The 22,363-nt window shown below is 63.7% G+C and carries 19 protein-coding genes; 15 read left to right on the top strand and 4 right to left on the bottom strand.

The genetic code is table 11. From position 1 onward, the window contains the following. Positions 1–3: 3 nt before the first annotated feature. From pcrA to sucD, 5 genes are all read left to right on the top strand, one after another. Positions 4–2,541 carry a DNA helicase PcrA gene (gene pcrA, locus GK109_RS05785; protein WP_370460768.1) on the top strand — a complete coding sequence of 846 codons (2,538 nt, stop codon included), beginning with the start codon at positions 4–6 and terminating at the stop codon, positions 2,539–2,541. 123 nt (positions 2,542–2,664) lie between these two features. Then, positions 2,665–3,975, top strand: a complete 1,311-nt coding sequence (locus GK109_RS05780) for a glycosyltransferase (RefSeq protein ID WP_157239020.1) — start codon at positions 2,665–2,667, stop codon at positions 3,973–3,975. A gap of 18 nt (positions 3,976–3,993) precedes the next feature. Then, positions 3,994–4,704 (top strand): hypothetical protein, encoded by a 711-nt coding sequence (locus GK109_RS05775; RefSeq protein ID WP_231754806.1) that lies wholly within the window; start codon positions 3,994–3,996, stop codon positions 4,702–4,704. Between the two features lie 223 nt (positions 4,705–4,927). Next, positions 4,928–6,097, top strand: coding sequence for an ADP-forming succinate--CoA ligase subunit beta (gene sucC / locus GK109_RS05770; protein ID WP_321215419.1), 1,170 nt, complete (start codon positions 4,928–4,930; stop codon positions 6,095–6,097). An 11-nt stretch (positions 6,098–6,108) separates the two neighbouring features. After that, positions 6,109–7,011 (top strand): succinate--CoA ligase subunit alpha, encoded by a 903-nt coding sequence (sucD, locus tag GK109_RS05765; protein ID WP_157239019.1) that lies wholly within the window; start codon positions 6,109–6,111, stop codon positions 7,009–7,011. A gap of 163 nt (positions 7,012–7,174) precedes the next feature. Here sucD and GK109_RS05760 read toward each other — a convergent pair whose 3' ends face one another. Together GK109_RS05760 and GK109_RS05755 are read right to left on the bottom strand one after the other, a co-directional pair. Then, positions 7,175–7,657: an SRPBCC family protein gene (locus GK109_RS05760; protein ID WP_157239018.1), complete on the bottom strand. Its 483-nt coding sequence runs from the start codon at positions 7,655–7,657 to the stop codon at positions 7,175–7,177. Further along, complete coding sequence (locus GK109_RS05755; RefSeq protein ID WP_157239017.1) at positions 7,650–8,015, bottom strand: helix-turn-helix transcriptional regulator; 366 nt, start codon at positions 8,013–8,015, stop codon at positions 7,650–7,652. The genes GK109_RS05760 and GK109_RS05755 overlap by 8 nt, the downstream gene beginning before the upstream one ends. Positions 8,016–8,170: 155 nt before the next feature. On the opposite strand from GK109_RS05755, the gene GK109_RS05750 reads away from it, so the two are divergent. The 9 genes from GK109_RS05750 to GK109_RS05710 all read left to right on the top strand — a co-directional run bounded on the left by GK109_RS05750 (position 8,171) and on the right by GK109_RS05710 (position 18,744). After that, positions 8,171–8,575 (top strand): tautomerase family protein, encoded by a 405-nt coding sequence (locus GK109_RS05750; protein WP_370460429.1) that lies wholly within the window; start codon positions 8,171–8,173, stop codon positions 8,573–8,575. Between the two features lie 216 nt (positions 8,576–8,791). Continuing rightward, positions 8,792–9,796, top strand: a complete 1,005-nt coding sequence (iolC, locus tag GK109_RS05745; protein ID WP_370460428.1) for a 5-dehydro-2-deoxygluconokinase — start codon at positions 8,792–8,794, stop codon at positions 9,794–9,796. Then, positions 9,793–10,743 (top strand): deoxyribose-phosphate aldolase, encoded by a 951-nt coding sequence (locus GK109_RS05740; RefSeq protein ID WP_370460427.1) that lies wholly within the window; start codon positions 9,793–9,795, stop codon positions 10,741–10,743. Before iolC ends, GK109_RS05740 begins: the two co-directional genes overlap by 4 nt. A gap of 40 nt (positions 10,744–10,783) precedes the next feature. Then, entirely contained in the window at positions 10,784–12,712 is a 1,929-nt protein-coding gene (gene iolD, locus GK109_RS05735; protein WP_157239015.1) for a 3D-(3,5/4)-trihydroxycyclohexane-1,2-dione acylhydrolase (decyclizing), read from the top strand. Between the two features lie 41 nt (positions 12,713–12,753). After that, on the top strand, positions 12,754–14,262 hold the full coding sequence (locus GK109_RS05730; RefSeq protein ID WP_157239014.1) for a CoA-acylating methylmalonate-semialdehyde dehydrogenase: 1,509 nt from the start codon (positions 12,754–12,756) through the stop codon (positions 14,260–14,262). 93 nt (positions 14,263–14,355) lie between these two features. Beyond that, on the top strand, positions 14,356–15,267 hold the full coding sequence (locus tag GK109_RS05725) for a sugar phosphate isomerase/epimerase (RefSeq protein ID WP_157239013.1): 912 nt from the start codon (positions 14,356–14,358) through the stop codon (positions 15,265–15,267). A 45-nt stretch (positions 15,268–15,312) separates the two neighbouring features. Further along, positions 15,313–16,326, top strand: a complete 1,014-nt coding sequence (locus GK109_RS05720) for a Gfo/Idh/MocA family protein (protein ID WP_157239012.1) — start codon at positions 15,313–15,315, stop codon at positions 16,324–16,326. Between the two features lie 76 nt (positions 16,327–16,402). Then, positions 16,403–17,275, top strand: coding sequence for a sugar phosphate isomerase/epimerase family protein (locus GK109_RS05715; protein ID WP_370460426.1), 873 nt, complete (start codon positions 16,403–16,405; stop codon positions 17,273–17,275). Positions 17,276–17,286: 11 nt separating this feature from the next. Next, positions 17,287–18,744 (top strand): sugar porter family MFS transporter, encoded by a 1,458-nt coding sequence (locus GK109_RS05710; RefSeq protein ID WP_157239011.1) that lies wholly within the window; start codon positions 17,287–17,289, stop codon positions 18,742–18,744. 222 nt (positions 18,745–18,966) lie between these two features. Here GK109_RS05710 and GK109_RS05705 read toward each other — a convergent pair whose 3' ends face one another. Together GK109_RS05705 and GK109_RS05700 are read right to left on the bottom strand one after the other, a co-directional pair. Next, entirely contained in the window at positions 18,967–19,986 is a 1,020-nt protein-coding gene (locus GK109_RS05705) for a sugar phosphate isomerase/epimerase (protein WP_157239010.1), read from the bottom strand. Next, positions 19,983–21,161 (bottom strand): Gfo/Idh/MocA family protein, encoded by a 1,179-nt coding sequence (locus GK109_RS05700; protein ID WP_157239009.1) that lies wholly within the window; start codon positions 21,159–21,161, stop codon positions 19,983–19,985. Before GK109_RS05700 ends, GK109_RS05705 begins: the two co-directional genes overlap by 4 nt. A 151-nt stretch (positions 21,162–21,312) precedes the next feature. Between GK109_RS05700 and GK109_RS05695 the strand changes: the two genes are divergently transcribed. Continuing rightward, entirely contained in the window at positions 21,313–22,353 is a 1,041-nt protein-coding gene (locus GK109_RS05695) for a LacI family DNA-binding transcriptional regulator (RefSeq protein WP_157239008.1), read from the top strand. The last annotated feature ends 10 nt before the right edge of the window (positions 22,354–22,363 follow it).

The raw sequence follows: 22,363 nt of genomic DNA, 5'->3' as shown, positions 1-22,363 counted from the left end.
GATATGTTGTTTGACCCGTACTCTGACGGACCGTTCAAGGCCGCTTCCGCAGCGGCTTCCCGCACCAAGTCGCGCCCTGACGGCGCTACGGCGGCTGGTCCTGGCGGTTCTGCGCCCTGGGAGAACCGGCCAGGTGCGGGCCTTGCGGGCAGCAACCACGAGCCTGATGCTCAGCACGGGGAGGGGCATCGCCACGGCAATCGCAGGCCGGATGCAGCCCAGCTCCTGGAGGGGTTGAACCCGCAGCAGGAAGAAGCGGTCAAACACGTCGGGCCCGCCCTGCTGATCGTGGCCGGCGCCGGTTCGGGCAAGACCCGTGTGCTTAGCAACAGGATCGCCTACCTGATCGCCACCGGACGTGCCCACCACGGCGAAATCCTGGCCATCACCTTCACGAACAAGGCCGCGGCGGAAATGCGGGAACGCATCGAAAAGCTCGTGGGCGGACGTGCCAAGATCATGTGGATTTCCACGTTCCATTCATCCTGCGTCCGCATCCTTCGGCAGGAGGCGGCAAATGTCGGCCTGAAGTCGAACTTCTCCATCTACGACTCCGCGGACTCGCTCCGGCTCGTCACCCAAGTATCCAAAGCCCTGGACCTGGATCCCAAGAAGTTCGCACCCAAGGCCATCCAGCACAAGATTTCCGCCTTGAAGAACGAACTCATCGATGCTGACTCGTACGCCTCTGCCGCGAACTACAACGACCCTTTCGAGCAGGCCGTAGCCGATGTCTTCAAGGGCTATACCCAGCGGCTGCGCCAGGCGAACGCCATGGACTTTGACGACCTCATCGCGGAGACCGTCTACATGTTCCGGGCTTTCCCCGCGCTTGCTGAGTCCTACCGGCGCCGGTTCAGGCATGTGCTTGTGGACGAATACCAGGACACCAACCATGCCCAGTACGCGCTGGTCCGGGAAATCGTGGGGGAAGGTCCGGGTGCGTCAGAGCTGACGGTCGTGGGTGATTCCGATCAGTCCATCTACGCATTCCGCGGCGCCGACATCCGCAACATCGTCGAGTTCGAAAAGGACTATCCCGAGGCCCGGACCATCAAGCTGGAGCAGAATTACCGTTCCACCCAGAACATTCTCAGCGCAGCGAACTCCGTCATCTCAAGGAACCCGAACCGTCCCGAGAAGCGGCTGTGGACGGCGGAGGGGGACGGCCACAAAATCATCGGTTATGTGGGCGAGAACGAGCACGACGAAGCCCAGTTCATCGCCAAGGAGATTGACCGGCTCCAGGACGAAGACAACCTCCGTCCCGGCGATGTCGCTATTTTCTACCGCACCAATGCCCAGTCCCGCTCCATCGAAGACGTCCTGGTCCGCGTGGGCCTGCCCTACAAGGTGGTGGGCGGCACGCGCTTCTACGAGCGCAAGGAGATCAAGGACGCCCTCGCCTACCTGCGCGTCCTGGTCAACCCGGACGACGACGTCAACCTCCGCCGGGTGCTTAACGAACCGAAAAGGGGCATCGGAGACCGGGCCGAAGGCGCCGTAGCGGCACTGGCCCAGCGCGAGCGGACCTCCTTTATGGACGCTGCACGCCGTGCTGACCAGGCTCCGGGAATGGCAACCCGGTCCGTGAACGCCGTCCTCGGTTTTGTGAAGCTGCTGGATGACCTCGCCGAGGTGGCTGCCGGTTCAGGCGCCGCGGCGGCATTGGAGGCAGTCCTGGAGCAGACCGGCTACCTTGCCGCGCTGCGCTCCAGCACTGACCCGCAGGACGAGTCGCGGGTGGAAAACCTGGCGGAACTCGTCGCCGTCGTCCGTGAGTATGAGCAGGAGAACCCGGAAGGGTCGCTGGGCGCCTTCCTGGAACAGGTCTCGCTGGTGGCAGACGCAGACCAGATCCCTGACGCGCCGGGAGCAGACATTGATGCCGCCGTGGCGGAAGCCAAACGGCTGGGCGTAGTCACGCTGATGACACTGCACACCGCGAAGGGCCTCGAGTTCCCGGTGGTGTTCCTGACCGGCATGGAACACGGACTGTTTCCGCATCAGCGCTCAGCCACGGACCCCAAGGAACTGGCCGAGGAACGCCGGCTTGCCTATGTGGGCCTAACCCGCGCGCGGAAACGGCTCTATGTCACCCGCTCCGAGGTCCGCAGCATGTGGGGGCAGAGCCAGTACAACCCGGCCAGCCAGTTCCTCGAGGAGATTCCCGCCGAACTCCTGGAGTGGAAGCGCGAAGGGACCAGCAGGCAGGGCGGCTGGGGGAGCAGCGGTTCCATCGGCTCCAACCGCTACAGCGGGTCCTTCTGGGGCGCGGGAACCGCGCGCGGTGCGTCGGCTGATGCCTCGGCCGGCTTCAATGCGGATGTTCCCGCCGCCATCGCGCGGAACCGCGTTCAGCCGCAAAAGGAAATTGTGGCGGTCAGCGTTGGGGACAAGGTCAACCACACCAGCTTCGGCAACGGAACAGTCCTGGCGCTTGAGGGAGCGGGGGACAAGACAGTGGCCAAGGTGAAGTTCGACGTCGGCGAGAAGCGGCTGCTGCTGCGCTACGCCCCGCTGACAAAGCTCGATGCCTGACAGTCGCATAAGCCGCTCACCCCTTCACGGGCAAGGAACCATACCCCTTGCCGGTGCCGGGGCCCAGGGCTAAGGTTCAGGGACCGTCCCGCAGCAGCCGCAGGACCAGTCGGAGCAGGTCCAATGAAAATCCTTTTCGCCAGCCAGGCAATAGACGGGCATTTCAATCCCATGACGGGTGTTGCCGTATGCCTCAAAGAACGCGGCCATGAAGTCGCGTGGTACACCGGTCCTGTCTTCAGCCAAAAACTCCGGGAACTGGACGTTCCGCTCATGCCTTTCAAGCGGGCCATTGAGCACCGGGCGGACAACCTGTTCGAGCTGTACCCCGAACGCGCCAAGCTCAAAGGCCCGCGGGCTATCGGGTTCGACGGGGAAAAGATCTTCGCCAGTAACGTCAGCAACTTCTTCGAGGACATCCGCGAACTGGAACAGGACTTCTCCTTTGACGTGGCCGTGGTTGACAGCTCCATGTTTGTCCACCGCCTCGTCGCGCACCTGATGGGTAAACCGCTGGTGAACTTCGTTGCCATTCCCAACATGGAAAGCGACCCGCAGGTACCCCCGCTCTTTTTCGGTTTCAAACCCCCTCGCAACGCGGTGGAGAGATCCGTCCAGGCCGCCGCAGGCGTCCTGTCCGATAAGGTGATTCTTCGGCCCGCCGGCCTCAGCTACCGCCGCCAGCTTGCCGTTTACGGCCAGAACGTCCCCAAGCGCGGTCGGCTGACGGACGAGCCCTACAAGACTTCAAAGGCAGTGATCCAGACCGGGCCGGAAGCGCTGGACTTCCCGCGGCGGAACAGGAATCCCGCGGTGCATTATGTGGGGGCACTCCTGCCCTGCAGGCTGCCGGGAACTCCAGCGCAGGCATCCGGTGATGAGGCGCAGGTGGCGGACCCGTGGCCGCAGTACCCGCGCACGTTGCTGGTGACCCAGGGAACGGTGGACAACGTGGACCAGGACAAGCTCATTGTTCCGGCGCTGGAGGCGGTAAAGGACATGGACGCCTTGGTGATCGTTGCCACCGGTGGGCGTGGAACAGAAGCCCTCAAGTCCCGCTACCCGCAGCCCAACATTGTTGTCCGCGATTTCGTGGATTTCGAGAATGTCCTGGATTTCACGGACGTCTTCATCACCAACGGCGGCTTTGGCGGAGTGCAGCTCAGCCTGTCCAAGGGAGTGCCCATGGTGGTGTCCGGAATCAACGAGGGCAAGAGCGACGTCAACGCCCGGGTGGAGTATGCGGGCGTTGGTATCAGCCTTAAAACCGAACGGCCCAGACCATCCCGGATCGCCAAAGCAGTGCGCGAAATTCTCTCGGATCCTGCCTGGCGGGCCCGGGCAGGGAACATGCGTGACCAGTTTGCCGCCGGGGATCCCGCCGCTGTTGCTGCCGGCGTCGTAGAAAAGGCGGCCGGCCTGCGGGCGGAATGAAGGCCGCGGTGAAGCATAATGGAGCCCATGCGACGGACTGTTTGGGGGATGCTCGCCGCCCTTTTCCTGCTGGGTGCCACAGGGTGCGCGGTGACGGTGGAAGACCGCGGGTATGTGGCACCGCCGCCGCTGCCACCAATGGAACAGCTGGAGCAGGCAGCGCTGGTTGACCCGGAGGACTACTCCGGCGGAGCTGATGGCGTTGTTTCGTTCATCACGGCAGACCGCACTGTGGCATGCTCCCTCACGGCTGCCCGCGGGCCGCACATCAACCTTCCCTATGAGCAGAACAGCTTCAGCGACAGCGAAAACAACAAGCTGGCCATTGTGCCGGTGGCCCACTGCGAACTGGCCAGGTACCCCAAGCCGCAAACGGAAGACGTGGCAGACGACTGTGCGGCAACGAACCTCGGCTACCTGGGCGGCGTTGCGCTGCTGACGCCTGACGCCGCTACGTATGGCGAGTGCCGTTCCGGCGTCACACAAATGGAAGCAGCGTACGGCCCCCGGGGCAGCAAGGCAGGACCGCTGGCGCAGCTGACTGTCCTGGCGGACGGGAAAATCCTCGAACGCAACGGGCTGCGCTGCTCTGCCTATAACGGCGGCGTAGCGTGCGGAAACGTGTCCGCAGGGGTCGGTTTCTTCGTGTCGCCGGATCATTACGAACTGATCGCAGGACCGGCCGCAAACCCCCCGGCGGCGACGGCAGGAGCCTCAAAAACCCCGTAATTCCGCGGTTTTTCTACGCTTCATAGAATAGTGTCCTTACTCACATAAGGGGTAGTCTGGGACGGGCCGGTCCTCCCAAAGGACTAGAGTTCCCAGTGGAGCATCACGCCGCGTGGCTCGTTTCCGACAGGCCGCCGGTGCGTGCAATTCCGCAGCCCGGTCATCGTCTTGCGATGGTGTCCGACTGTACAGAAACTACTTCGACGTAGAAGGACACTAAACCGTGGACCTGTTTGAATACCAGGCGCGCGATATGTTCGAGGCGCACGGTGTACCCGTGCTTGCTGGCATCGTGGCGTACACCCCAGAAGAAGCAAAGGCAGCTGCCGAGAAGATCGGCGGCGTTACTGTCGTTAAAGCACAGGTCAAGGCTGGCGGCCGCGGCAAGGCCGGCGGCGTCAAGGTGGCAAAGTCCGCGGATGAGGCACTTGAACACGCCACCAACATCCTGGGCATGGACATCAAGGGCCACACCGTCAAAAAGGTGATGATTGCCCAGGGTGCGGACATTGCCGAGGAGTACTACTTCTCCGTCCTGCTGGACCGGGCCAACCGCAACTACCTGGCCATGTGCTCGGTTGAGGGCGGCATGGAAATCGAACAGCTCGCCGTCGAACGCCCCGAGGCGCTCGCCAAGATCGCCATCGACCCCGCCGTGGGCATCGACCAGGCAAAGGCCGACGAAATCGTCGCAGCCGCAGGCTTCGCTGAGGAACTCCGCGGCAAGGTCGCCGCAGTGATCCTCAAGCTCTGGGACGTCTTCAAGAAGGAAGACGCGACCCTGGTGGAGGTCAACCCGCTGGTCAAGACCGGCGCCGGCGAAATCGTCGCCCTCGACGGCAAGGTCTCGCTCGACGAGAACGCCGAGTTCCGCCACGCAAAGCACGCCCTCCTCGAGGACAAGGACGCTGCTGACCCGCTTGAGGCCAAGGCAAAGGCGCAGGACCTCAACTACGTCAAGCTCGACGGCGAAGTGGGCATTATCGGCAACGGTGCAGGCCTGGTGATGTCCACCCTGGACGTCGTCGCCTACGCCGGGGAGAACCACGGCAACGTGAAGCCCGCCAACTTCCTGGACATCGGTGGTGGAGCATCCGCAGAGGTCATGGCCGCCGGCCTGGACGTCATCCTCGGCGATGAGCAGGTCAAGTCCGTCTTCGTGAACGTCTTCGGCGGCATCACCGCCTGTGACGCGGTAGCCAAGGGCATCGTCGGTGCATTGGCCGAACTGGGCCACTCCGCGAACAAGCCGCTGGTAGTCCGCCTTGACGGCAACAACGTTGAGGAAGGCCGCCGCATCCTGGTCGAGGCGAACCACCCGCTGGTTACCCTGGCCGCAACCATGGACGAGGGCGCCGACAAGGCAGCCGAGCTCGCCAACGCAGCTAAGTAAAGGGACGCACCATGTCTATCTATCTGAACAAGGACTCCAAGGTCATCGTCCAGGGCATCACCGGCGGCGAAGGCACCAAGCACACCGCCCTGATGCTCAAGGCCGGCACCAACATCGTGGGCGGCGTCAACGCCCGCAAGGCCGGCACCACCGTCCTGCACGGCGACAAGGAAATCACCGTCTTCGGCACCGTCAAGGAAGCCATGGCGGAAACCGGCGCTGATGTCTCCATCGTCTTCGTGCCGCCGGCATTCACCAAGAGCGCCGTTGTCGAAGCCATCGAGGCCGGCATCGGCCTGGTCGTCGTGATCACCGAAGGCGTGCCGGTCCAGGACTCCGCCGAGTTCTGGGCGCTGGCCCAGTCCAAGGTGGACGCCGACGGCAACCAGGTCACCCGCATCATCGGACCGAACTGCCCCGGCATCATCACCCCCGGCGAGGCGCTGGTCGGCATTACCCCGGCCAACATCACGGGCAAGGGTCCCATCGGCCTGGTTTCCAAGTCCGGAACCCTGACCTACCAGATGATGTACGAACTGCGGGACCTGGGCTTCTCCACCGCCATCGGCATCGGCGGCGACCCCATCATCGGCACCACGCACATTGACGCCCTGGCGGCGTTCGAGGCTGACCCCGAGACCAAGGCGATCGTGATGATCGGCGAAATCGGCGGCGACGCCGAAGAGCGTGCAGCCGACTTCATCAAGGCCAACGTCACCAAACCGGTCGTCGGCTACGTTGCCGGCTTCACCGCTCCCGAAGGCAAGACCATGGGTCACGCCGGGGCCATCGTTTCCGGTTCCGCCGGAACCGCCCAGGCCAAGAAGGAAGCCCTGGAAGCCGCTGGCGTGAAGGTCGGCAAGACGCCGTCCGAAACCGCCAAGCTGCTGCGCGAAGTTTACGCAGCGCTCTAACTCCCAGTAACAAACAACGCGGGGTCACTCCCGGCCCGATCCATCCCCTGGATTGGGCGCGGAGTGACCCCGCGTTGCTGTTTAACGTACGACTTAACGTACGACGACGGGAGGTCACCTTTCCCAGCGAAAGGTGACCTCCCGTCGTCGTACTTTTTGCCTGTCAGACCTTGGCTCCGCTGAGGAGTTCGTCCAGCCGCTCGTAGCCCTCGCTCATGCCGCCTTCCATTCCGGACTGGGCCATCCCGTCCCGCGCCTCCTGGCTGGGGTAGACGGAGTGGCCCCGCAGGCGGCACCGTCCATTGCCGAGGTCCTCGAAGGTCATGAATTCCAGGCTCACCACGTCCGGGTAGCCGCCGAACTCAAAGGTCTGGATGGCGAATTCGTTCTCGCGGACCGTGTGGAAGACGCCCCTGAACTCGTAGGGCACCCCTTCGGGCCCGGTGTGCAGGTAGCTGTAGCTGCCGCCGGTCCGGAAATCGTAGTGGTCGATTTCCATCTTGTAGCCCCGCGGGCCCAGCCACTGGACGATCAGGTCCGGTTCCTTGTGGGCCCGGAAGACGTCCGCGACGGGGAAATCAAACTCGCGCTCGTAGTCGATGAAGGGGACGCCCTCAGGAACGCTGAGTTTCAGGGAATTACTCATGATGACTCCTTGGAGATGGATCGCTGCTGGCCGCAGCATTTGATCTAAGTACGGCGTCGAGGCTCCGGAATTGCCCTTCGCGGACCAGCCTGTACTGGTCGATCCAGGCTGTCAGCGCCTCAAGCCGCGCCGGGTTCAGGTGGACGGGCCGGCGCTGCGCATCCCTGGTCCGGGTGACCAGTCCCGCCTGCTCGAGTACCTGGATATGTTTTGAGACCGCCTGCTTGGAGATCTCAAACGGTTCCGCCAATTCGTTCACGGTGGCCGGGCCCCGGCTGAGCCGGGCGATGATGCTCCGCCGCACGGGATCGGCCAAGGCCATGAAGGCCGAGTCCAAGGCTGCGCTTTCGGAGATCATCAGGGCCCTTCCTTATTCAACCTTTTCTTTTATCAACCTTTAGGTTGTTTAAGTCTATGCCTGTTCCGGCGGCTGTTCAAGATCCCCAGAGGCGCTCTTGCCGCAGCTTGAAGAACTTTGTTAGTATGTCAGTACAAACTTTCAAAGGAGAGACAGTGCCACTCGTTCGTATCGATGTAAATCTGGGCCGCAGCCGGGAGGACCTGCAGCAGTTGAGCCGGGGAATCCACGACGCCATCCTTGCTGAATACGGCATCCCGGAGCGCGACTACTTCCACATCCTCACCGAGCATCCCGCCGGGCAGATCTTTGCCCAGGATGCCGGACTCGGTTTTGAGCGGACAAGTGGTGTGGTGATGATCCAGATCTTTACCCAGGGTGGACGGTCGCAGGAGGCAAAGCAGCGCCTCTTTGCCGCCGTGGCGGACAAGCTCGGTGAGGTGGGGATCGCCGGCGAGGACGTGTTCATTGGCTACGTGGAGAACACCGCCGGCGACTGGTCCTTCGGCTTTGGCCGCGCCCAGTACGTTACCGGCGAGCTGGCTGTACCCCGGAAGTAGGGCGTCGTCTTCTGCTCGCGGGACCCTTCCGGCTCCCCCTGGGGAGCCCAAAACTGCCGCTATGGCAACTTGTAAACATGTCAGTACAAACCTTTGACAGGACATTGATTCTAGGGCAAAGTAGTGGGTGTGACCCCGCTCATGGAGGGGCCAGCCAGGCACCGGAGCTCTAGCTGTTTGAGGTAAGAGTTCAAACTAGAAAGGTCCGCAAATACCGTGACCCACGAACTGCTCACGATCGGGCGCATCAGCGTTGATATCTACCCGAACGACATTGGGGTGGACCTGGAGGACGTGACGTCCTTCGGCAAGTACCTCGGCGGATCGCCGTCGAACGTTGCGGTAGCGGCCGCCCGGCATGGCCGCCGGACCGGGGTGATTACCCGTACCGGTGACGACGCTTTCGGCAAGTACCTCCACAGGGAACTGAAGAAGTTCAACGTTGACGACACCTTCGTCACCCCGGTCAGGGAATGGCCCACCGCGGTGACGTTCTGTGCGATTAAGCCGGCTACGGACGAGTTCCCGCTCTACTTTTACGGGCGTTTCCCTACCGCCCCGGATCTGCAGATCAAGGCCGAAGAGCTTGACCTGGACGCTATCCGCGACGCGCGGATCTTCTGGTCCACCGTGACCGGCCTGTGCCAGGATCCCAGCCGAAGCGCGCACATTGCCGCTCATGAGGCCCGCCCGCGCGCCGGCCTCAAGGAAGGCCAGTTCACCATCCTGGACCTGGACTACCGGCCCATGTTCTGGGCCTCCGAAGAGGAAGCCCGGGAACAGGTCGGCCGGATCCTGCCGCACGTGACCGTGGCGATTGGCAACGACAAGGAATGCGCGGTGGCCGTTGGGGAGGGGACGCCTGATGAGCAGGCTGACCGGCTCCTGGCGGCCGGTGTTGAGATCGCCGTCGTGAAGCTTGGCGCCGAGGGTGTGATGGCCAAGACCCGCACGGAGCGTGTTGTTTCTGCGCCGGTACCGGTGGAAACCGTCAACGGCCTGGGTGCCGGCGATTCCTTCGGCGGCGCCTTCTGCCACGGCCTGCTCTCGGGCTGGCCGCTTGCCCGGGTCCTGGATTATGCCAACGCCGCAGGCGCGATCGTCGCGTCCCGGCTTTCCTGCGCCGACGCGATGCCGACGCCGGAGGAGGTCACCTCGCTGCTTGCCGAACGCGGCCGCCTGGCTCCTGGTCAGCTTGCCACCGAAGGAGCAGCGCTGTGACCCTCACGCCCCTCGCCTCGAACAATGCCGTGGACGACGACCCCCGCCGTTATGCCCACTTGAGCACCATCCGGCTTGAAGACCCGGACGCCATAGCCCGGGCCGCGAAGGCGCGGCGCCGCCACCCCGGCCTGAAATACGGCAAGCAGAACTTCATTGTGGCTGCGGACCACCCCGCGCGCGGCGCCCTTGCCGTCGGTTCGGATCCCGTGGCCATGGCAGACCGCCGGCAGTTGCTGGACCGGCTGCAGATTGCGCTGGCCAACCCGGCCGTGGACGGTGTGCTTGCCTCGCCGGACATCATGGACGACCTGCTCCTGCTGGGTGCGCTGGACGGAAAACTCGTTTTTGGCTCGATGAACCGCGGCGGGCTCGCGGGCCTGGTCAACGAATTCGATGACCGTTTCACCGGGCACACGGCTGCTGCCCTGGAAGCGCTTGGTGCCGATGGCGGCAAGATGCTGACGCGCATCTGCCTGGGGGACCCGGATACGGTCGTCACCCTCGAGGCAACGGCCAGGGCCATCGATTCGCTTGCCGAGCGTAAGCTGATCGCCATGGTGGAGCCGTTCCTGTCGGTCCGGGAAAACGGCCGCGTCCGGAACGACCTCTCAACGGACGCCGTGATCAAGTCCATCGCCATTGCCGAGGGTCTGGGCTCCACCAGTGCCTACACGTGGATGAAGCTTCCCGTTGTTGCAAACATGGAACGGGTCATGGCAGCTACCACCATGCCCACCGTCCTGCTGGGCGGGGACCCGGACAGCAGCCAGGACGAGGTCTTCGCAAGCTGGCAGGCAGCCCTCGCGCTGCCCGGGGTGCAGGGCCTCACAGTGGGACGGACCCTCCTGTACCCGGCCGACGGCGATGTTGCCGGCGCCGTTGCCACCGCCGCCTCGCTGCTGAACCACACCACCCCAAACCGAACCGAAGAAGTATCGGAGTAGCCTCCCCATGGGAACAACATCAGGAACTGCAACGCGCAGAATGACGGTCGCCCAGGCCGTGGTGGAATACCTTTCCAAGCAGTACACGGTGGACTCCGTTGGCGGCGTTGAGTACCGCGAGCGGCTGATTCCGGGGACCTTTGGCATCTTCGGGCACGGGAACGTGGCCGGTGTGGGCCAGGCGCTGAAGCAGTACCAGCAGCTGGACCCGGCCATCATGCCCTACTACCAGGGCCGGAACGAGCAGGCCCAGGTGCACCAGGCCGTGGGGTATGCCCGGCACACCCGCCGCCGACAGACCTTCGCGGTCAGCACCTCGATCGGTCCGGGTTCCTCGAACCTGCTGACCGGTGCCGCCCTGGCCACCACGAACCGGCTGCCGGTGCTGCTGCTGCCGTCCGACACGTTCGCCACCCGTGCCGCGGATCCGGTGCTGCAGCAGCTGGAGCAGCCTTACGCGTACGACCTGACCGTGAACGATGCGTTCCGGCCGCTGTCCAAGTTCTTTGACCGGGTGACCCGGCCGGAGCAGCTGTTCTCCGCGTTCCACCACGGCCTGCGCGTCCTGACGGACCCGGCAGAGACCGGCGCGGTGACCATTTCGCTGCCGCAGGATGTCCAGGCCGAGGCGTTTGACGTGCCTGCGGAGTTCCTGGCCGAGCGGGAGTGGCGGATCCGCCGCCCGGACGCGGACGACGACGACATCGCCCGCGCCGCAGCGGCGATCCGTGCCGCGAAGCGCCCGCTGATCATCGCCGGCGGCGGCGTCCTGTACGCCTACGCCAACGACGAACTCGCGAAGCTCGTGGAGCTGACGGGCATCCCGGTGGGCAACACGCAGGCGGGCGTCGGCGTCCTGCCCTGGGACCACACGTTCTCCCTGGGGGCGATTGGTTCCACGGGGACGACGGCGGCGAACGCCATCGCTGCCGAGGCGGACCTGATCATCGGCATCGGCACCCGGTACGAGGACTTCACCACCGCGTCCCGCACGGCCTTCCAGAACCCGGACGTACGGTTCGTCAACATCAACGTCGCCCCGATCGACGCGTACAAGCACGGCACCACGCTGCCGATCGTGGCCGACGCCCGCAAGGCACTGGTGAAGCTCAACGCAGCTTTGGGTGGCTACCGGGTGGGTGCGGACCTGGAACAGAAAATCAAGGCTGAGAAGAAGCGCTGGGACGCCACCGTGGACGAGGCCTTCGACACGCGCTATACCCCGCTGCCGGCGCAGAACGAGATCATCGGCGCAACCTCCCGGGCCATGGACGCGCAGGATGTTGTGATCTGTGCGGCCGGTTCCCTGCCCGGTGACCTGCACAAGATGTGGCGGGTCCGGGACCCGTTCGGCTACCACGTGGAATACGCGTACTCCTGCATGGGCTACGAAATCCCGGGCGGCCTCGGCGTCAAGCGCGCGGCGCTGGCGGAAGCCGCCAAAGGCGGAACCCGGCGCGACGTCGTCGTCATGGTGGGGGACGGCTCCTACCTGATGATGCACACCGAACTGGTCACCGCCGTCGCCGAACGCATCAAACTGATCGTGGTGCTGATCCAGAACCACGGCTACGCCTCCATCGGCTCGCTCTCCGAGATGCTCGGCTCACAGCGTTTCGGCACCCAGTACCGGGCCCTGGACGAAGAACAGCACAGCTTCGACGAAGGCGAGACCCTGCCCGTGGACCTGGCCCTGAACGCCGAGTCCCTGGGCGTGAAGGTCATCCGGATCGAACCGGGGGAGAAGGTCATCGCCGAACTCGAACAGGCCATCCGCGACGCCAAGGCCGCCCCGGAACGCGGCGGCCCCATCCTGATCCACGTCGAATCCGACCCGCTGCTGGACGCCCCGTCCTCCGAGTCCTGGTGGGACGTTCCCGTCTCCCAGGTATCAGAACTGGACTCGACGAAAGCGGCCTACCAGACCTACACCGACCACAAAGCCCGCCAGCGCAAACTGCTCGGCTGACACTCCACCCCGGCACAGCCACAGACCAAGGAAGTCCACACATGTCAACGACGACCACCACTGTCATCAACCACTTCATCAACGGCGCCGAGACCGCCGGCGAGGGCGACCGCACCACCAACGTCTACAACCCGGCCACCGGCCAGGTCAGCGCAGAGCTGCGGCTGGCGAACCGGGCGGACCTAAACGCCACCGTTGCGGCCGCCCGCAAGGCCGCCGATACCTGGGGCGACATCTCCCTGGCCAAGCGCACCGCCGTGCTGTTCAAGTTCCGCGAGCTCGTCGCCTCACACATCGATGAGCTCGCCCAGCTGATCACGGCCGAGCACGGCAAGGTCCTCTCCGACGCCAAGGGCGAGATCGGCCGCGGCCTGGAAGTCATCGAATACGCGTGCGGCATCCCCACCCTGCTCAAGGGCGACTACTCGGACCAGGTCTCCACCGGCATCGACGTCTTCAACTTCCGCGAACCCCTTGGCGTGGTCGCCGGCATCACCCCGTTCAACTTCCCGGTGATGGTCCCGCTGTGGATGGCCCCGATGGCGATCGCCACCGGCAACGCGTTCATCCTCAAGCCCTCCGAACGCGACCCCTCCGCCTCCATGCTCCTGGCCAAGCTCTGGAAGCAGGCCGGCCTGCCCGACGGCGTGTTCCAGGTCCTGCACGGCGACAAGGAAACCGTGGACGGGCTCCTGACCCACCCGGACGTGGACGGCATCTCCTTCGTCGGCTCCACCCCGATCGCCCAGTACGTCCACGAGACTGCCACCAAGCACGGCAAGCGCGTCCAGGCCCTGGGCGGGGCGAAGAACCACGCCATCGTCATGCCCGACGCCGACCTGGACAACGCCGCGGACCACCTCGCCGCCGCCGCGTTCGGCTCCGCCGGCGAACGCTGCATGGCCATCTCCGTCGCCGTCGCCGTCGCGGACGCAGCCGACCTGATCGTCAAGAAGGTCGAAGAACGCGCCCTGGCCGTGAAGGTCAACAACGGCACCGAGCCCGACGCCGAAATGGGCCCGGTGATCACCCCCGCCTCCAAGGAACGCATCGTCCGGATCGTCACCGAAGCCGAACAGGCCGGCGCCGCCATGGTCGTTGACGGCCGCGACCTCGTGGTCCCCGGCCACGAGGACGGCTTCTGGGTAGGCCCCACCGTCATCGACCACGTCAGGACCGAAATGACCGCCTACACCGAGGAAATCTTCGGACCGGTCCTCGTCGTGGTCCGCGTTGACAGCCTCGAGGACGGCATCAACCTCATCAACGCCAACCCGTACGGCAACGGCACCGCCATCTTCACCTCCTCAGGCGCCGCAGCCCGCAAGTTCCAGCGCTCGGTGACCGTCGGCATGATCGGCATCAACGTGCCCCTGCCCGTTCCCGTGGCTTACCACTCCTTCGGCGGCTGGAAGGCATCCCTCTTCGGCGACAAGCACATCTACGGCCCCGAGGGCGTCTCCTTCTACACCCGCGGCAAAGTGGTCACCTCACGCTGGCCCGAAACCCACCACGCCTCCGGCGCCTCCTACAACTTCCCGTCCAACTAGTCCCACCCGACAACCACCATCGACTGCTCCGTACCCGCCGTTTTGAGCGTCCAAAACGACACCTGCGGAGCAATCGATGAGGAGGAACGCACAATGACTGAGAACAAACTGATCATCGGCACCGCGCCGGACTCCTGGGGCGTCTGGTTCCCGGACGACCCCAAGCAGACGCCGTGGGAACGGTTCCTCGACGAGGTTGCCGAATCCGGCTACAAGTGGATCGAACTGGGCCCTTACGGGTACCTTCCCACCGACCCCGCGCGGCTGGCCGAGGAGCTCAAGAAGCGCGACCTCAAGATCTCCGCCGGTACTGTGTTCACCGCTTTCCACCGCGGACTGGACCAGTGGGAAACCGCGTGGGAGCCCGCCCGGAAGGTTGCCGAACTGACTGCAGCCATGGGCGGCGAGCACATCGTGGTCATCCCTGCCATGTGGCGCGATGACGTTACCGGCGAGGCAGTGGAAAGCGGCACCCTGAACGACAAGGCCTGGGGCGACCTCTTTGAGGGTCACAACCGCCTGGGCAAGACGCTCCTGGAGGACTTCGGCCTGAAGCAGCAGTTCCATTCCCACGCAGATTCCCACGTGGGGGCCCAGGAGGACATCGAAACCTTGCTGGCTGCGACTGACCCGAAGTATGTGAACCTTTGCCTGGATACGGGCCATGCCGAGTACTGCGGCGCATCAAGCCTGGAGCTCATCAAGAACTACCCGGACCGGATCGGCTACCTGCACCTGAAGCAGATCAACCCGGAGATCCTCAAGAAGGTCAACGAGGAAAACATGAGCTGGGCTGCCGCCAACCTGGCAGGCGTTATGACCGAGCCGCCGAACGGCCTGCCCGACCTCCGCGCCGTTATCGAAGCGGTCGAGGGCCTCAACCGCCCCATCTTCGGCATCGTGGAGCAGGACATGTACCCGGTGGCCTTCGACGTGCCCATGCCGATCGCCAAGCGCACCCGCAACTACCTGCTGTCCTGCGGTTCCCGAACCACCGTCAACTGACAACAAGACAGCCCGCATCCGTTACAGACACAGAAGGACGAAACAATGACTCAAAACCTCCGCGTCGCCGTCATCGGCGCCGGGCGCATGGGCGCCGACCACATCCAGCGGCTCAACACCCGCATCCACGGTGCCGAGGTTGCCGCCGTCGTCGACGTTGACCTGGCCCGTGCCCAGGCGGCCGTTGAAGGCATTCCGGGAGCCGTTGCCCTTGCTGACGCCGAGGAAGCGCTCAACAACGGCGACGTCAATGCAGTACTCATTGCCACCCCTGGTTTCCTGCACGAGGACATCCTGCTCAAGGCCGTTGCCAAGGACATCCCCATCCTTTGCGAGAAGCCGCTGACCCCGGATGCCGAGTCCTCCTGGAAGATCGTCCAGGCCGAGGTTGCACTGGGGCACAAGCGCATCCAGGTCGGCTTCATGCGCCGGTTCGACGCCGAATATGCAGCCCTTGGCCAGATCATCCGGAACCACGAACTGGGTGAACTGCTGATGCTGCACCACCAGCACCGCAACCCCACCACGCCGGCCGGCTTCACCAACGAGATGCTGATCAACGACTCCGTTGTGCACGAGTTCGACGCCATCAGGTACTTCACTGGCGAGGAGATCACCAGCGTCCAGGTCCGCCTGGGCAAGGCGACCAAGAACGCGCCCGCGGGCCAGCACGACCCCCAGCACGTCCTGCTGGAGACCGAGTCGGGTGTCCTGGCCGACGTCGAAATCTACGTGAATGCCAAGTTCGGCTACGAAGTGGCCACCCAGGCTTCCTTCGAAGAGGGCATCGTCAGCATCGGAGGAGACAAGGGCCCGTACACCCGGAGCGCCGGCCGCTGGGGCGGCAACGTCACCCCCGGCTTCGAGGAGCGTTTCGGTGCGGCATACGACGTCGAAATCCAGTCATGGGTGGACGCGGCACTTAAGGGCGAGATCGGCGGTCCCACGGCCTGGGACGGTTACGCCACCGCAGCCTGCTGTGAAGCAGGCGTCGAGGCGCAGAAGAACGGCGAAAAGGTGGCCGTGAAGCTTGCCCCCAAGCCGGACCTCTACAAGTAGGACAGAAAGGGGATGGAGCGATCCGTCCCCTTTTCCGTCTCCAACCCTTTACCGATCCACAACGGAGTGTTTTTTCGTGAAAATCGCACTTGACCCTACGCCCTTCCACCACTCGCACAGCCTGCTCGAGTTCCCAAAGGTGGTTGCGGACCTCGGCTACAAGTACATGCAGATGACCCCGCACGCGGACTTCATCCCCTTCTACAACCACCCCAAGGCCGATGACGAATTGGTGGGTCAGCTCAGCAAGGCCTGCCGGGACGCGGGGATTGAGATTGCGTCCGTGCTGCCGGTCCTCCGATGGTCAGGACCGGACGAGGATGCCCGCGAAGCATCAGTCCGCTACTGGAAGCGGGTCATCCAGATCACGGTCGACCTCGGCGTCGGCACCATCAACACGGAGTTCAGCGGAAGGCCGGAGAAGGCCGAGGAGTCCGAGCGGGCCTTCTACCGTTCCATGGAGGAACTCCTGCCGATCATTGAACGCGAGGGCCTCGACCTGCTGATCGACCCGCACCCGGACGACTTTGTGGAGGAAGGCCTGGCAGCGATCCGGGTGATCAGGGGGCTGAACTCAAAGAACGTAGGCCTGGTCTACGTCGCCTCGCACAGCTTCCACATGAAGAACGCTCCACTGGACATCATGCGGGCAGCGGGGGACAAGCTGCGGCTGGTCCATGTCGCCGACACCATGAACCACCACGCCTCGCACGGGCTTCGGTACATCACCAACCCGCCGGGCAATCCCGTCCGCGTGCACCAGCACCTGAAGATCGGTGACGGCGACGTGAACTGGGATGAATTCTTCGGCGGACTCAAGGAAATCGGCTTCCTGGACAGGGATGACACTGTAATGGTCTCCAGCGTTTTTGCGGAGGACGAGAACGCTGACGAGGTTTCCCGGTACCAGCTGGAGACGATGAAGGCCTACATCGCCAAGGCGAAGTAGTGGATGTGCGGATGGAACACAGCAAAGGAATCTTAACGGAGCCCGAAGCCCCGGACACGGCTATCGGCGGGGGAGCACCTGCAAAGGCCTATCAATCCGATCCGAAAAAGTTCATGCGGAAGGTGGCGCTGTTCTCCACCTTCGGCGGCCTGCTTTTTGGCTACGACACCGGAGTCATCAACGGCGCCCTCCCATTCATGCAGCGCGACCTTGGCCTTACACCGCTGACCGAAGGACTCGTGACATCGACGCTCCTGTTCGGTGCAGCGTTTGGCGCCATCAGTGCCGGCCGTCTGTCTGACCGTTTCGGCAGACGCAGAACCATCATGGGGCTGGCGCTGATCTTCGTCGTCGCCACCATCTTCTGCACCATCTCGCCCAGCACTGAACTACTGATAGCGGCCAGGACCCTGCTGGGGCTCGCCGTGGGCGGCGCGTCGGTAATCGTGCCCGTGTACCTTGCGGAGATGTCGCCGGCGGCCCAGCGTGGCCGCATCGTCACGCAGAACGAACTGATGATCGTCACAGGCCAGTTCATCGCCTTCACGTTCAATGCCGTCCTGGGCAACGCCTTCCCGGAAGAAGCCGACATTTGGCGGTGGATGCTCGTGATCGCTACGTTGCCGGCTGTGGTGCTGTGGTTTGGGATGCTGGTCCTGCCGGAAAGCCCGCGCTGGCTGGCGTCTGCCGGCCGGTTCGGTGCTGTTCTGGAAGTATTGCGCTCCACCCGCGCTGCCGGGGACGTATCGGCGGAGTTCGACGAAGTGCGGCAGGCGGCCCGCGAGGACTACCAGGCCAGACTCGGAACGGTCAAGGACCTTGCCGTTCCCTGGATCCGCAGGATCTTCGTGGTGGGTCTCGGCATGGCAATCATTAACCAAATCAGCGGCGTCAACGCGATCATGTACTACGGAACGTCCATCCTGTCTTCATCAGGATTCGGCGACCAGGGCGCACTGATCGCAAACGTTCTGAACGGCATCACTTCCGTAGTGGCCGTCGTTATAGGCATGTACCTGATGTCGCGTGTGCCTCGCAAACCCATGCTAATTGTGGGACTTTGCGGCACGGCCGCATCCCTGCTGGCCATCGCGATGATCTCTCTGGCCCTGCCGGAAAGCACCCTTCGCGGCTATCTGGTATTGCTGTTCATGGTGACGTTCCTGGCCTCTATGCAGGGCTGCATCGGCACGGTGACCTGGCTGACCATGTCCGAGATCTTCCCGATGCATGTCCGCGGCGTCGCCATGGGAATCTGCGTTTTTGTCTTGTGGATGGTCAACTTCCTCATCGGCTTCTTCTTCCCGCAGATGGTTTCGTGGATCGGAGTTTCGGCTACCTTCCTCATCTTCGTGGCACTGCAGATCTGCGCGATCGCGTGGGTCAAGCGGGTGGTACCGGAAACGAAGGACAAGTCGCTTGAGGAGCTCGAACACCTCTTCAAAGAGCGTTCCGGCATGAACGCCTAATCCCTCCAACGCAAGGCACACTCCGTGCCAAAAGAAGCGCCCGACGCCGGCTGGGGTCGGGCGCTTTTCATGTTTTGGAAGCGGGCCAAAGCCGGGATATTGGCGACACGCCGCCGCTTATGGCCGACATTCAGGACAACCCCGCCGGGAGAGACAGCAGAAAGACAGCAGGAGGAGCGGCGCTGTGCGCCACCCCTCCTGCTGTGCGGGTTTGTTGTGCGATCAGGCCGTCAGTTTCAACGATGCCGAGAGCGCTGCGTCTGCGTCCAGGAGAACCCTGGCCGCAACTTCCAGCCCTTCGATACGGCCCAGTTCGACATCTTCGTGTTCGATGTTGACGAGCATGTTCGGGTCGACGTCGTGGAGGGCGCGGAGGAACTCGGCCCAGTAGGCGGTGTCGTGCCCCTTGCCCAGCGCGACAAAGTCCCAAGCTGCAGGCCTGGGCCATTCGTTAGCCCACTCGTCGCCGCCGAGGTTCGTCCGGTGTTCTTCCGGGGAGAGCCGCCGGAACCGGTTGTCCAAAACACCGTAGAGTGCGGCGGTTTCTTTGTTGATCCGTACATCCTTCGCCGCGGCCTGGAAGACCAGCGGCCCCAATTCGCGGACAACGGTTATGGGGTCCATCTGCTGCCAGAACAGGTGGGAGGCGTCCAGTTCCACACCGATGTGTGTCGCTCCGGTCAGCTCCACGAGCTTATGCACGTCGGCCGGGTTGAAGACCAGGTTCTGCGGGTGCAGCTCCAGGGCAACCTTCACACCGTACTCCCGGGCCAGTTGGTCTGTTTCCTTCCAGAATCTGGCAGCCACGCCCCACTGGTAGTCCAGAACGTCCAGGGCGGCTGAGTTCCAGGCGTTGACGATCCAGTTGGTGACGGTGGCGCCGGGCTCTCCGCCGGGCAACCCTGACATTGTGACCACCCGGTTCTGCCCAAGGCGGTGCGCGAGGCGAATGGAACGGCGGATGTCTTCGGCATGCTTCTCGCCGATCTCGCGCTTGGGATGCAGGGGGTTGCCGTTGCAGTTCAGGCCGGCGATTGACACCCCGGTACCCTCGAAGATCGCTAGGAAGTCATCGCGGGCTGCGTCACTTTCCAGGATCTGGTCCATGGCGGGCACGTGGACCGCAGGCAGGAACCCGCCGGTGTTGATTTCGATCCCGGTGAGGCCGAGGTCGGCGATGACCTTCAATGCCTCGGGAAGGGGCCGGTCATGCAGGATCGCGTTATAGACACCCAGTTTCATAGCGAAATCTTCTTTCCGTTGTTGAGGGCGGACTCGGTGACCGCGCCGAGCAGTTCCATGTTGCGGACGCCCTCGTCGAAGGTGGCACACCGGGGGAGGGACTCTGCTTCGCTGATGCCGGCAACCTCTTCGAGGAATGCCCGTGCCTGGTAGCCGAACGCATCGTTTTGACCGAAGCCCACTTCCGGGGCGTCCATGGCGAGGCCGCCGGCGATGTAGGGGTGGCCTGGGCCGAGGATGACCTGCCGGTAGCCGTTTTCGTTGCCGGAGTCGTCGTTGAGGAAGAGCTGGATCTCGGACGGCCGGCGCTGGTCGAACTTGGCGGCGCCGTTTTCGCAAAACACCTCGAACTGCAGGCTGTTGGCGTGGCCGGCGGCAACGCGGGAGACTTCGAAGCTTCCCGCGCCGACGGCAAACTCTGCGTTGAAGGCTGCGTAGTCGTCGTTCTCGACGGCTTCGAAGGTGTCGCTGACGGCCACGTGGTCATGGCCCATCACTGCGGCCAGCGGCAGCGGACGCTTGCCGATGACGGTGCTGAGCTGTCCGCCGGAGATGGATTGAATATCGCCGCAGAGGAACTCAGAGACGTAAGCCAGATGGGACCCGACGTCGGCAAGGGCACCTGAACCTGCGCCACCCTTGTACCGCCAGCTCATGGGGGCGAAGGGGCTGAAGCCATAGTCGGTCCAGTACCGGCCGCTGAAATGCAGGACGTTGCCGAGAACCCCGTTCCGGATGAGGTTGCGAATGTAGGCGATGCCCGGTGTGCGGCGGAAGGTGAAGCCAATGCGGGCGATGCTGGACGCATTTCGGGCGGCGTCGGCCATTGCGCGGGCATCGTCCATCGAATCACTCAGGGGCTTTTCGCACAGCACGTGCTTGCCGGCGGCCAGCAAACCCTCAACAACCTCGCGGTGGAGGGAATTGGCGATGACCACGCTGACCACGTCGATGTCATCGGCTTCAGCGATTGCCTGCCATGAGGTGTCGTTACGCTCGTACCCGAATCGGCGGGCGGCCAGGGAGCCGAATTCAGCATTGACGTCGCCGATGGAAACCAGGCGCACCGGAGGAAGCGTCGGGCTGTACAGGGCGGATGCCGTCCGGTACGCGGCAGCATGCGCCTTGCCTGCCATGCCTGCGCCGATGACTGCTACACCGAGGCTTTCAGCCATTGATTTCTCCTTTGAAATTCAGCCGCAGCGGAATCGCCAGCGGCATTTTGTAGCGCTACAATTTTTACGCTGACCTTGAGCGTATCCATGTCCATATGTCCTGTCAATCGTTCGCCGGGATATTCTCAACCGAGAGAAGAAAGGCATTTCCATGACGCATGATCGCCTCACGAACCGGCGCCCCACCATCTATGACGTGGCCAAGCATGCGGGAGTCTCGCCATCGCTGGTTTCGCTGGTGCTGCAGAATCCGGTGCGCGTTAGCGAGAAGCGCCGCAATGCAGTGCAGGCGGCGATCTCGGAACTTGGCTACCGTCCCAGCCGGGCAGCCACGACGCTAGCCAGCAGCCGGACAAAGAGCATAGGACTTGTCATAGATGACTACCGGAACCTTTGGTTTGTCGATCTGCTGCGGGGTATGGAATCCGTGCTGACGGAGGGTGGCTACCAGGTGATGCTGGCCGATTCCCGCCCTGGCGCAAACCGTATCAGCGAGGCTGTGGACGGACTGCTGGCCATGCACGTTGATGGCCTGGTAATTGCTGCCGAGCCCACTTTGTCCATGCTGACCGGTGCGGGGGTGCCCACTATCGTGGCAGGCTGGCGAAACGGCGTGCCTGAGGGCATGGACCTGGTAACGAATGATGACGACGCCGGGGGCGCCATGGCCGCCGCCCACCTGTTGGACCTCGGACACACCAGGATCGGGCACCTGTCCGGGTCCGGTGGTGCCGCTGCCCACCGAAGGGCCGGCTTTACTGGGCATCTCCGGGAGGCTGGTGTCGAGGTTTGCGTCGTCGGGGAGGCAGGGGGCACGTCTGAAGAGGACGGTTACGAGTCGGCACGCTGGCTGCTGGAGCACCATCCGGACACGACTGCCATTTTTGCAGCAAACGACACCATGGCAGTGGGCGCCCTCGGGGCCATCAGGGTCCGCGGACTGTCGGTCCCGCATGAGATTTCCGTCATCGGATACGACAACTCACAACTGGCCAAGTCGCGGTACCTGGACATCACCTCCGTGGATAATCGCAGTGATCTTGTGGGTATTGAGGTCGCGCGCCGTCTGCTGGCCAGGCTTGACGATCCTGCCGCCGTACCTCAGCGGACCCTGATCGATCCTGCCCTGATGGTCCGCTCGACTACAGCCACTGCGCCGTCCTCAAGCGCCCAACCATCTTCCTTGAAGTAAAAACATACTA

It is taken from the genome of Pseudarthrobacter sp. GA104 (genome assembly GCF_009741265.1).
Taxonomy (GTDB): domain Bacteria; phylum Actinomycetota; class Actinomycetes; order Actinomycetales; family Micrococcaceae; genus Arthrobacter.
This window is presented reverse-complemented; position numbering and strand designations above follow the sequence as displayed.